The sequence below is a fragment of the Rhizobium rhizogenes NBRC 13257 genome, from assembly GCF_000696095.1.
Lineage (GTDB): Bacteria > Pseudomonadota > Alphaproteobacteria > Rhizobiales > Rhizobiaceae > Rhizobium > Rhizobium rhizogenes.
In genome coordinates, this window is record NZ_BAYX01000007.1 from 412,988 (window position 1) to 424,556 (window position 11,569).

10 protein-coding genes are annotated in these 11,569 nt (G+C 60.7%); 3 read left to right on the plus strand and 7 right to left on the minus strand.

Annotation, left to right across the window (positions count from 1 at the left end):
* Nucleotides 1-130: 130 nt before the first annotated feature.
* The gene (locus RRH01S_RS18320; RefSeq protein WP_042473443.1) at nucleotides 131-1,504 is read right to left on the minus strand and encodes a GH1 family beta-glucosidase; all 1,374 of its coding nucleotides are present in this window, start codon (nucleotides 1,502-1,504) and stop codon (nucleotides 131-133) included.
* Nucleotides 1,505-1,762: 258 nt separating this feature from the next.
* Between RRH01S_RS18320 and RRH01S_RS18325 the strand changes: the two genes are divergently transcribed.
* Nucleotides 1,763-2,167, plus strand: coding sequence for a DoxX family protein (locus RRH01S_RS18325; RefSeq protein ID WP_007700805.1), 405 nt, complete (start codon nucleotides 1,763-1,765; stop codon nucleotides 2,165-2,167).
* A 52-nt stretch (nucleotides 2,168-2,219) separates the two neighbouring features.
* Here the strand turns inward: RRH01S_RS18325 and RRH01S_RS18330 are convergent, their stop codons facing one another.
* The 5 genes from RRH01S_RS18330 to RRH01S_RS18350 all read right to left on the minus strand — a co-directional run bounded on the left by RRH01S_RS18330 (nucleotide 2,220) and on the right by RRH01S_RS18350 (nucleotide 8,640).
* Entirely contained in the window at nucleotides 2,220-3,407 is a 1,188-nt protein-coding gene (locus tag RRH01S_RS18330) for a Gfo/Idh/MocA family protein (RefSeq protein ID WP_007700801.1), read from the minus strand.
* 304 nt (nucleotides 3,408-3,711) lie between these two features.
* Nucleotides 3,712-4,767, minus strand: a complete 1,056-nt coding sequence (locus tag RRH01S_RS18335; protein WP_012652401.1) for a sugar phosphate isomerase/epimerase family protein — start codon at nucleotides 4,765-4,767, stop codon at nucleotides 3,712-3,714.
* Between the two features lie 260 nt (nucleotides 4,768-5,027).
* Nucleotides 5,028-5,975: a substrate-binding domain-containing protein gene (locus RRH01S_RS18340; protein WP_012652402.1), complete on the minus strand. Its 948-nt coding sequence runs from the start codon at nucleotides 5,973-5,975 to the stop codon at nucleotides 5,028-5,030.
* A 65-nt stretch (nucleotides 5,976-6,040) separates the two neighbouring features.
* Nucleotides 6,041-7,054, minus strand: a complete 1,014-nt coding sequence (locus tag RRH01S_RS18345; RefSeq protein WP_034517498.1) for an ABC transporter permease — start codon at nucleotides 7,052-7,054, stop codon at nucleotides 6,041-6,043.
* Nucleotides 7,055-7,116: 62 nt separating this feature from the next.
* The gene (locus RRH01S_RS18350) at nucleotides 7,117-8,640 is read right to left on the minus strand and encodes a sugar ABC transporter ATP-binding protein (RefSeq protein ID WP_034517497.1); all 1,524 of its coding nucleotides are present in this window, start codon (nucleotides 8,638-8,640) and stop codon (nucleotides 7,117-7,119) included.
* Nucleotides 8,641-8,806: 166 nt separating this feature from the next.
* Here RRH01S_RS18350 and RRH01S_RS18355 point away from each other — a divergent pair, with 166 nt between their 5' ends.
* Together RRH01S_RS18355 and RRH01S_RS18360 are read left to right on the plus strand one after the other, a co-directional pair.
* Entirely contained in the window at nucleotides 8,807-9,832 is a 1,026-nt protein-coding gene (locus RRH01S_RS18355; protein ID WP_007700786.1) for a LacI family DNA-binding transcriptional regulator, read from the plus strand.
* Between the two features lie 11 nt (nucleotides 9,833-9,843).
* Nucleotides 9,844-10,200: a VOC family protein gene (locus tag RRH01S_RS18360; RefSeq protein WP_007700783.1), complete on the plus strand. Its 357-nt coding sequence runs from the start codon at nucleotides 9,844-9,846 to the stop codon at nucleotides 10,198-10,200.
* A gap of 43 nt (nucleotides 10,201-10,243) precedes the next feature.
* Here the strand turns inward: RRH01S_RS18360 and xylA are convergent, their stop codons facing one another.
* A complete protein-coding gene (xylA, locus tag RRH01S_RS18365; protein WP_012652406.1) occupies nucleotides 10,244-11,554 on the minus strand; it encodes a xylose isomerase in 1,311 nt (436 codons plus the stop codon).
* Between the last annotated feature and the right edge of the window lie 15 nt (nucleotides 11,555-11,569).

The window sequence follows — 11,569 nt, forward strand, 5'->3', positions numbered from 1 at the left end:
CCCTCCCCTTGATGGGGAGGGTCGGACCAACGGTCCGGGGTGGGGTGGGGTGATCATTTGTTCATCCCACAAATCACCCCACCCGCGCGTTCCGCGCGACCTCCCCCCTCAAGGGGGAGGTGATGTGGCATCAATCCGCCTTGTGGTTCCCCTTCGGGAACTGAGCGGCGAGTTCGCTATACCACTTGCCGCTCTTCTTCACCGTGCGTACCTGGGTCTCGTAATCGACATGCACGAGGCCGAAACGCATGCGGTAGCCTTCCGCCCATTCGAAATTGTCCATCAGGCTCCAGGCGAAATAGCCGCGCATCGGATAGCCGTCCTTGATCAGATCGGCGACGATACCGAGGTGCTCGACGTAATAGTCGAGACGCGGCTGGTCATCGACCTCGCCGTTGATGATTCCCATGTTGTAGCAGGCACCGTTCTCGGTGATGTAGCATTCCGGCAGCTCATAGCGCTTGTAGAGGTCTTCGACGACATGCTGCAGGCCGGGCGCATAGATTTCCCATCCGATATCGGTCTTGGCGGCGCTGACCGGGGGCGCCTCCTTCGTCCAGGGGAAATCGCCGCTCTTGGTCGCATCGTCGAAAACACGGTTCGGTGTGTAGTAGTTGAGGCCCCACCAGTCGAGCTTCTGGTTGATAGTCTTCAGATCGCCGTCCAGGACCTCGGGCATCCGGTCGCCGAGCGCCTCGACGAATTCCTTCGGATACTCGCCCTTGAAGATCGGATCGAAGAAAGCACCATTGTGGAACTGATGGGCGCGCTCGACGGCGGCCTTGTCTTCGGCACTGTCGGAACCCAGAAGGATCGAAGCGGCATTAAGCACGATGCCGACCGGCACCTTCGGCGCTTCGGCGCGGATCGCCTCGACGGCAAGACCGTGCGCGAGGTTCATGTAGTGCATGGCATAAAGCGCTGCCTGCATGTTGCGTTCGCCCGGGGCGTGGATGCCATAGAGGTGGCTCAGCCAGACGATGCACCAGGGCTCGTTGAAGGTGGCGACGGAATCGAGACGGTCGCCGAGGCGGGCCATGACGGTCTTGGCATAACGCTGGAAGGCATGCGCCGTCGAACGCGCCGTCCAGCCACCGTCGCCGGCAAGCGTCAGCGGCAGATCCCAGTGATAGAGCGTCGCGAAGGTCTTGATGCCCCGCGCCTTGCAGCCGTCGACGAGACGATCGTAGAAATCGAGGCCCGCTTCGTTCACCGGGCCAGTGCCGTCGGGAATGATGCGCGGCCAGGCGATCGAGAAGCGATAGGCTTCGACGCCCATATCCTTGATCAGGTCGAGATCCTGTTCCAGCCGATTGTAGTGATCGCAGGCGACATCGCCGTTGTCGCGGTGATAGACGCGGCCGGGCATGTTGGCAAAGGCATCCCAGATCGACGGCTTGCGGCCATCCGCCTTGGTGGCGCCTTCGATCTGAAAGGCTGCGGTGGCAACGCCGAAGGTGAAATCGCCGGGAAAGCGGGCTGCGAGAAGCTTCGGATCGATCATGATGAAAATCCCGTCTGTTGTGGCTTCGTTGACGGCGGTTTAGCCAAGCCGAATGGCAAAGTACAGCGTCGGTCGAAGAAAAACTGCAACGTTGCAGCCAATGAAATTGAGCCGGCTATCGGCCTCCCGCAACCATCGGTCGACTATCTCCGCCTATGCTTCAGCGTGGCCGATAACACCAATGTCAACAGTCGTGACTTGTCTTTTCGGTTTGGACCAATTGGAAGTAGCAAACATATCCCATGTGAAAGGAATCAAATGCTTCCAGCGATCCATACCTTGCAGCCCCATCTGCTGAGCCTCCTGCGCATCGTCTCCTCGCTCGTGCTGTTCAGCTATGGAACACAGAAGATCCTGCATTTTCCAGCGGCCCAGAATGTGCCGGCCACGGGCTCCCTACCCTGGATTGCCGGCCTGCTCGAACTCACGCTCGGCTTCCTTGTGCTGATCGGCTTCCAGACGCGCATTGCCGCCTTTGTACTGTCGGGCCTGATGGCTTTCGCCTATTTCCTGCGCCATGCGTCGCAGAGCTTTTACCCGGCGCAAAATGGCGGCGTGTCGGCCATCCTGTTTTGTTTCATCTTTCTCTATCTGGTCGCTGCTGGCGCCGGACCTTTCAGCATCGACGCGCTGACCAAGCGTAAGCAGGCGGTCACTGTCTGAGTGAAGGCCCGTTCCGAGGCGGCGTCCTGCGCCGCCGCGGAATGTCTTGGTCTCAGACCTTGACCCAAGCACCATTGCGCTTCGAGGAGGCAACGCAGGCCTCGACGAAAGCGACACCCTTCACGCCGTCATCGACGGTCGGGTAGATCACGGCTGGATCGACCGCCACGCCCTTCTTGGCAGCATTGATGGCGCGCGCGGCTTCGGTGTAGATCGTCGCGAAGGCCTCGAGATAGCCCTCCGGATGACCCGAGGGGATGCGCGAGACGCGGGCAGCCGCAGCGCCCGAACCAGCGCCATTGCGGGTGATCAGCCTCTTCTGCTCGCCGAATGGTGTGTACCAGAGATAGTTGGGGTCGGCTTGCGTCCATTCGATACCGCCCTTGGTGCCGTAAACCCTGAGCTTCAGGCCGTTCTCATGGCCGGGCGCCACCTGGCTGCACCACAGCATGCCCTTGGCCGGCTTTTCCGAACCCTTGGCCTTGAAGCGCAACAGCACATGGGCGTTATCGTCCAGACGGCGGCCTTCGACGAAGCTGTCGAGATCGGCAGCAAGGCTGTCGAGCTCCAGGCCGGTAACGAAGGAGGCGAGATTATAGGCATGCGTGCCGATATCGCCGGTCGAACCGCCCGCGCCGGATTGCGACGGATCAGTGCGCCACGCCGCCTGCTTTTGACCGGACTGCTCGATATTCTCCGTCAGCCAATCCTGCGGATATTCCGCCTGCACGATGCGGATATCGCCGAGCTCGCCATTGGCGATCATCTCGCGCGCCTGACGGATCATCGGATAGCCGGTGTAGTTATGCGTCAGGATGAACAGCGCGCCGCTTTCGTCCGCCACCTTCTTCAGCTTCTTGGCGTCGGCGAGATTGGAAGTCAGCGGCTTGTCGCAGATGACATGGATGCCACGGCGGAGAAACTCCTTGGCGGCGTCATAGTGAACATGGTTCGGCGTGACGATCGAGACAGCCTCGATGCCGTTCTTCAGCTTGGCTTCGCGGATCGCCATGTCGCGATAGCTGGCATAGGTGCGGGACGGATCGAGGCCGAGATCGCGGCCCGAGGCCGCGGCCTTTTCCGGCGAGGACGAAAGTGCGCCGGCGACAAGATCGAACTGGTCGTCAATGCGCGCAGCGATACGGTGCACCGCGCCGATAAAGGCACCCGCGCCTCCGCCCACCATGCCGAGCCGAATGCGCGGCTCGCGCGTCTGTTCCGATGATCCTTCGATTGCCATAGGTTCCTCCTGAATGAAATTAGTCTTCTACCTTCCCCAGCAAGAGAAGGTCTTGGCGATTTACCGTTCCCGGCCACCCGCCTCGCCCTTCGAGTGCCCCGCGGGCCACCTCAGGGTGAGGCTAACCTTTACGCCCGGCAGCCAGACTCCCCTGCCTGCCAGCACCACAGATCGCTCTTGCGGAATCCCGCGCAGAACTCGCTCCGCCCTCATCCTGAGGTGCGGAGCCTCCTGAGCCCTGCGAAGGAGTGAGGCCTCGAAGGACGAGGGTGGCCTCCATCTTCTCCTCGGTGGGGAAAGAAAACTACGACAGCCCCAGCATGCGCCGGTTGGCCGCCTGATCCGTGCCGCTGCCGGCAAAGTCGTCGAAGGCTTTTTCGGTGACGCGAATGATGTGCGACTTGACGAATTCGGCGCCTTCGCGCGCGCCGTCTTCGGGATGCTTCAGCGCGCACTCCCATTCGACCACGGCCCAGCCATCGAAATTGTTGGCCGTCATCTTCGAGAAGACCGCGCCGAAATCCACCTGGCCATCGCCGAGCGAACGGAAGCGGCCGGCGCGCTCGACCCAGCCCTGATAACCGCCATAAACGCCCTGTCGGCCGGTCGGATTGAATTCCGCGTCCTTGACGTGGAACATCTTGATCCGGTCCTTGTAGATGTCGATGTTGTCGAGATAATCGAGGCACTGCAGGACATAGTGCGAGGGGTCGTAGAGCATGTTGGCGCGCGGATGGTTCTTCACGCGCTCCAGGAACATCTCGAAGGTGATGCCATCATGCAGGTCTTCGCCCGGATGGATTTCGTAGCAGACATCGACGCCGTTTTCATCGGCATGGTTGAGGATCGGCGTCCAGCGGCGCGCAAGCTCATCGAAGGCGGTTTCGACCAGGCCGGCCGGGCGCTGCGGCCAGGGATAGATGAAGGGCCAGGCGAGCGCGCCGGAGAAGGTCGCATGCGCCTTGATGCCGAGATGCTTCGACGCCGTCAGCGCCATCTTGACCTGCTCGACCGCCCATTCCTGCCGCGCCTTCGGATTGCCACGCACTTCCGGCGCCGCGAAGCCGTCGAAGGCCTCGTCATAGGCCGGATGGACCGCGACGAGCTGGCCCTGCAGATGGGTCGAAAGCTCAGTCACTTCAACGCCGTTGGCACGGGCAACACCGGCGAATTCGTCGCAATAATCCTTGGAAGAAGCCGCCTTTTTCAGGTCGATGAGCTGGCCCGCCCAGGTCGGCACCTGTACGCCGACATAGCCGGCATCGGCCGCCCATTTCGTGATAGAATCCCACGAGTTGAACGGTGCTGCATCGCCTGCGAATTGTCCGAGAAACAGGCCGGGGCCCTTGATCGTCTTCATGCGTAATTCCTCCCTGATCGCGTTCTGTAAACGTTTCCGATCCATCTTAACGCCCAGTTCCAGATGAACAAGGCGCAATTTCCTCGAAAAACAATAGGGCCGTCCGGCCGAAAGTCGAATGCATCGCGACCTAATCATGGCCCGCCGCGGACGGCAAGAGGTACGTGCCGCAAAAATCGTCGCGCCGTGCTAAACTCTTTGGCGGAACGCATAAAAAACGCCCGCCGGAACCGGCGGGCGCATGTGTTCAAATCAGCCGATCAGAACGGCGAATCGGGGAAGTAGAAATCCTTGGCATTCTCCTTGGTGACCAGGGTCGCATCCAGGATGTAATTGCCACGAACCGGAACCTGATCGTAGAAGTGAGCGGCGGTCAGCTCCATGGCCGTTCCGACCATTGCCGGCGGATAGAGCACGTCGACCGGGATCAGCTTGTCGCCGTCCATGACCTTCTTGATCATATCCTTCGAGCCGGCGCCGGCGACGACATACTTGATGTCGGTGCGCTTGGCCTGCTCGATCGCCTGCAGCACGCCGACGGCCATGTCGTCATCCTGACACCAGACGACATCGATCTTCGGGAACTTCGTCAGGTAATCCTGCATGACCTTGAAGGCGTCGTCGCGGTTCCAATTGCCGTATTGCCGGTCGAGAACCTTGACGTTCGAGCCGGCAATGCCCTTGTCGAAACCGTCCTGGCGCTGCTGATCGATCGGGATCGGCAGACCACGGATAATGACGACCTGCGCATCCGGAGTCGTCGCCTTGATATATTCGCCCGCCGTCTGGCCGAGTGCCGGATTGTTGCCGGCGACATAGAGGTCGCGGACGGAATTGTCGTTGTTGCTCGGTGCACGATCGACGAGCGCGACGAACTTGCCCTTATCCTTGACTTCCTTAATGGCATTGACGAGCGGATCCGGGTCGGACGGCAGGATCACGAGGGCATCGATGCCCTGGGTCTCGAGGTCCTGAACCGCATTAGCCTGGCTTGCCGCATCCGGCGACGTCTTGACGATGACGGTGAGCCCCGGATGTTCCGCCATCAAGAGCTTGGCGACGCGCTCGGCATGGAAGACGACGCCCGAGGTCCAGCCGTGGTCCGCCGCCGGAATGGAAACGCCGATGGTCACTTTCTTGTCCTCGGCATGCACCGTGCCGGCCAAGGCGACCAACGCCACGGCCAGGCCAAATAGTCTTTTACGCATGTTTTATCCTCCCAGATAGAGACAGGGCCTTGTCATAAGAACCGGGCGCCCCCTGACCCGGTTATTCACGATTTGCGCGCAAGCGAACGCTGAACCAGCATGGCGATGATGATGATCGCGCCCTGGATGGCGCTCAGCAGATACTCGCTGATGAAATTGGAAAGCAGCATGATGTTGCCGACGAGCTCGAGGATGAAGGCGCCGCAGATCGTGCCCCATACCCTGCCCGCACCGCCCTTCAGAGCCGTACCACCGACAACGACGGCGGTGATCGCCTGCAACTCCCAGAGAATACCCGTCGTTGCCGATGTGGAGCCAAGCCGCGGCACGTAGAGAAGCACGGCAATCGCCACACACAGGCCCTGGATGACAAAAGCGACAGTGCGGACGCGATTGACCGCTACGCCGGAATAGCGCGCAACGTCGCGATTGGAGCCGACAGCGATGACATGCCGCCCGTAGCGGGTGCGATAAAGAATGAAGGCCGCAACACAGGTGACCGCAAGGATGACCACGATCGGAACCGGCACACCGAACACGGAGCCGTAATAGGCGGGCTTGTAGAGCGCCTGCACCTCGGCTGAGCGCAGGGTGATCGCGCCGCCCTGCGACAACCACGTCGTCAAGCCACGGTAGACGCCCATGGTGCCGAGCGTCGCGATGAACGGCTCGATCTTGCCCATGGTCGTGATGAGACCATTGGCGAGGCCGCACAAGACACCGGCGACGATCGCGAACAACGCAGCGGCCGCCAGCATCAGGGTTGGATCTGCGATGACGCCTGAGTTCATCAGGAGGATCATCAGACTGGCGACGAAGGCGACCATCGCGCCGACCGACAAATCGAGATCGCCCGCCGAGATGACGAAGGTCGCTCCCACGGCGATGATCGCAATAAAGGCGCATCTCGTCGCGACATTGGTCAGATTGGTCATGCCGATGAAATTCGGATTGACCAACGCGCCGACGATCAAAAGCAGCAGCAGCGCCGCAAACGGTGCGACTGCCCGCAGATCGACATCCCGCCAGGATCGGCCCCGTCCGCCTGTCTTCTCGCTGCTATCCTCGCCGACGCTCATATCCAAAACCAACCTCCCGTCCCATTATTGCTGGGAATTCGCTCGTATCTTTTGCCGCCTGCTCAGGCAGCCGCCTTTTTCTTCAAGCCTGCCGCGTAGCGCATGATTTCCTGCTCGGAGATCTCCTCGCCTTCGAGCACGCCGACGATCCGGCCCTCGCGCATCACGGCAACCCGCGTGCACAGCCCGATGACCTCAGGCATCTCGGACGAGACCACGATGATCGAGTGGCCGTCGCGCGCCAGCGCCGAAATGAAATGATAGATCTGCTGCTTCGTGCCGACGTCGATGCCGCGAGTCGGCTCGTCGATGATGATGATCTGCGGCTCGGTCTCCATGACCTTGGCCAGAAGCAATTTCTGCTGATTGCCGCCGGACATGCGGCCGGCGACGATATTGCCGTCACGCACGCGGATATCGAAGCGGCGGCGCGCCCGCGCCAAGGCATTGGCCTCGCTTGTGGCACTGAGATAGCCGAACTTGCCATGCCGATCGAGCGATTGCAGGGTGAGGTTCGCGGTCATGCCCGAATTGAGAAGCAGGCCTTTGGATTTCCGGTCCTTGGTCATATAGGCAAGGCCCGAGCCGATCGCGGCGTGAACGTCATGCGCCGGCACGGATTGCCCGTTGACGATGACATCACCGGCAAGACGCGAGCGCAACCCGACCACCGCCTCCATCAACTCGGTGCGACCGGAGCCGATCATGCCGGAAAAGCCGAGGATCTCGCCCTTGCGCAGCTCGAAGCTCGCATCGCGGACATAGCCCGTCGAAATTGAGTTGACGCTGAGCACGATCTCTTCGTCGACGTCGGGCTCGTGCTTGGCGGGATAGAGGCTGGAAAGCTCGCGCCCGACCATCAACTGGGCAATCGATTCACCATCGAGCAGCGATGTCGGCGATGTCTTCACCCATTGGCCGTCGCGCAGGACAGTAACCCGGTCCGTCAGCTCCATGACCTCATCGAGCTTGTGAGAGACGAAGACGAAACTCGTTCCCTGGTCGCGCAGCTTGCGCACCTGCTTGAACAGGAAGTTGGTTTCCTCCCGCGACAGCACGGCGGTCGGCTCGTCCATGAAGACGATCCGCGCGTCCCGGCTGATCGCCTTAGCGATCTCGACCATCTGCTTGTCGGCGATGGAAAGCGTACCGATCATCGCATTCTCGTCGACATGCGAACCGAGCAGGTCGAGAACGCGCCGCGTTTCCGCCCGCATATGCTTGCGGTCGAGAACGCCGAAACGCGTGACTTCGCGGCCGAGAAACAGGCTCTCGGTGACGGTCAGATGTTCGGCAAGATTAAATTCCTGATGGATGATGACGATGCCGAGCGCTTCGGCCGCACCGTTCGGCGGCAGCTTCACCGGCTTGCCGTCGAGCAGGATCTCGCCGGAGCTCGGCTGCTCGAAACCGGAGAGAACCTTGACGAGCGTCGACTTGCCGGCGCCGTTCTCACCCATGAGTGCATGGATCTCGCCGGCCCGCAGATCGAAATTGACGCTGAACAAAACCTGCACGCCGCTGAAGGACTTGCAAATCCGCCTCGCGGACAGCACCACCGCGCCGTCGACGGCCTCCGAAACCATCACTTCCTCCCTGTGGCTCCACCCACTTTCCATGCTATGTAAACCTTTACATATGGAGTGTAAAGGTTTACATCGGTTGATATTGCACAATTCTTCGCGGTCGCCTTTGACCTCCACGGAAGTCTGTGTAGTGTCCGGTCCGAGACGAGACCCAAGGCAGAGCGCAGTGTCGAATTCCACGCCCGCAACCATCGAAGACGTCGCCCGAATTGCCAATGTTTCGATCGCCACAGTCTCCCGGGCCATCCATATGCCGGAGAAGGTCGCAAATTCGACGCGGCTGAAGGTCAATCAAGCGATTGCGATCACCGGCTATACGACCAACGCCATGGCGCGCAGCCTGCGGCTCGGCCGGTCGAACATGATTCTGGTCGTCGCACCTGATATCGGCGACCCCAATTTCTCCAATATCCTCATCGGGCTGGAAAACGAGGCACGGTCGCACGGCTACGGCATCCTGATCGGCCACACGCAGAACGATGCCCAGCGCGGACTGGAATATCTGAAATTCCTGAATTCCAACCAGGCGGCGGGATTGATCCTGTTCACCGGCATCCTGCCCTTCGGACATCAGACGATGACAGCGCGACTGCCGCCGAGCGTCGGCGTCTTCGAGCCGGTCTTCAACGGCGGCATTCCCTATGTCGGCGTGGACGATATCGCCGGCGCCCGCAAGGCCGTCGACTTGCTCATCGCCGAGGGCCACCGCAAGATTGCGTTCATTGGCGATTCCCGCACCCGCCTTGCCTATAGCCGGCGGCGCATGGGCTATGAGGCCGGGATGGACGCCGCCGAGATCGGCGCCGATCTCCGCATCGTCTTCGAAGGCGACGGCACCATCGAGAGCGGACGGCTGGCAGTCGAGCAGCTTTTCATGCGCGACACGCTGCCGACAGCTTTCATGTGCGTCAACGATCAGACCGCAATCGGCGTGATGATCGGGCTGAAGGCGCGCGGCTACGACGTTCCCAAGGATTTCTCTGTGACCGGCTTCGACGACGTGCCGCAGGCCGTCTTCATGTCACCGTCGCTGACGACGATCAGACAACCGCGCACCGCCATCGGCAAGCAAGCCATGGCGCTTCTGCTCGAACTCCTGTCGGCCGGCGAGCCCCCCGAGGCGGAAATCCTGCTGCTGCCCGATCTGGTGGTCCGCAACTCGGTCTCGGCACCGTCACGCAGCCGGCGATAGGGTACGTAGCGATGCCGCTCGGTAGGATCACCCTTTATGTCCGCGATGTAGAAGCGACGATCGGCTTTTACGAGAAGCATTTCGGGTTCAAGCCACTGAGGCTCGAAGGCGATCGGATTGTCGAGCTGCTGGCGCAGGATGGTGGCGCCAATCTGATGATCCATCTCGCTGGAAAGGCCCAGAAGATGGGCCAGGTGCTGGTGAAACTGGGCTTCGACGTGGAAGATGTCGAAGCTTTCCGCACCAAATGCGCCGCCGAGGGGCTTGAATTCGGACCTTTGCATCAGGCGGACGGCTATGTGTTCGCCAACGCCAAGGACCCCTCTGGAAATCCCATAGCGATTTCCAGCCGCGCATTCAGGCGGTAGCTCGGGAGGCGATGAGCATCGCCTCCCGGATGTCATCGATCCATCAAACGTAACGGTTGACGATGTTTTCCAGCAGTTCCTGCTTGCCGGACTTCGGCTGCGGATTGATATCCTTGGCCTCGACCCACTGTGCGATCTGGTCGAGCGAGTACTCGCCGCGGAGCAGCTTCTGGCCTTCAGCCGAATCCCAGCCGGCGTAACGGTCGGCGAGCGGCTGCGAAAGGGCCTTGTCCTCGATCATCTTGGCCGCAGCCTTCAGGCCACGAGCGCAGCAATCCATACCACCGATATGGCCGATCAGCAGGTCTGCCGGATCGAGCGACTGACGGCGCAGCTTCGAGTCGAAGTTGGTGCCGCCGCTCTTGAAGCCGCCGCCTGCCAGAACCTGATAGTAGGCCAGCGACATTTCCGGAACATTGTTCGGGAACTGGTCGGTATCCCAGCCGGACTGGTAGTCGTTGCGGTTCATGTCGATCGAGCCGAAGATGCCGAGCGCGTTGGCAAGCGCCAGTTCATGTTCGAAAGAATGGCCGGCGAGGATCGCGTGGCCCTGCTCGATGTTGAGCTTCACTTCGTTTTCGAGGCCGTTCTTCTTCAGGAAGCCATAGACGGTCGCGACGTCGTAATCGTACTGATGCTTGGTCGGCTCCTGCGGCTTCGGCTCGATCAGGATCGCGCCCTTGAAGCCGATCTTGTGCTTGTATTCGACCACGAGGTTGAGGAAGCGGCCCATCTGGTCCAGCTCGCGCTTCAGGTCGGTGTTGAGCAGGGTTTCATAGCCTTCGCGGCCGCCCCAGAGAACGTAGTTTTCGCCGCCGAGCTTGTGCGTCGCATCCATGCAGGTCTTCACGGTCGCAGCCGAGAAAGCGAAGACATCCGGATCCGGATTGGTGGCAGCGCCCGACATGAAGCGGCGGTTGGAGAAGAGGTTTGCCGTGCCCCACAAAAGCTTGACGCCGGTATCGGCCTGCTTCTGCGCGAAGTAATCGACAATCTCGTTTAGGTTCTTGGTGTTCTCGGCGAAATTCTTGCCTTCCGGACGCACGTCGGCATCGTGGAAGCAATAATAGGGCGAACCAAGCAAAGTGAAGAATTCGAAGGCAACGTCAGCCTTCAGCTTGGCAGCTTCCATCGTCTCGTTGAACCAAGGACGCAGGAAGGTCTGTCCGCCGAAGGGGTCGCCGCCCGGCCAGGTGAAGGTGTGCCAATAGGCAACGGCAAAGCGCAGATGGTCTTCCATGCGCTTGCCGAGAACCACTTCGTCCTTGTTGTAGTGGCGGAAGGCCAGCGGATTGGTGCTGTCGGGGCCTTCATATTTAACCTTGGCGATATCGCCGAAAAAGCCGGTGCTCATGTCCTGTCTCCTTGG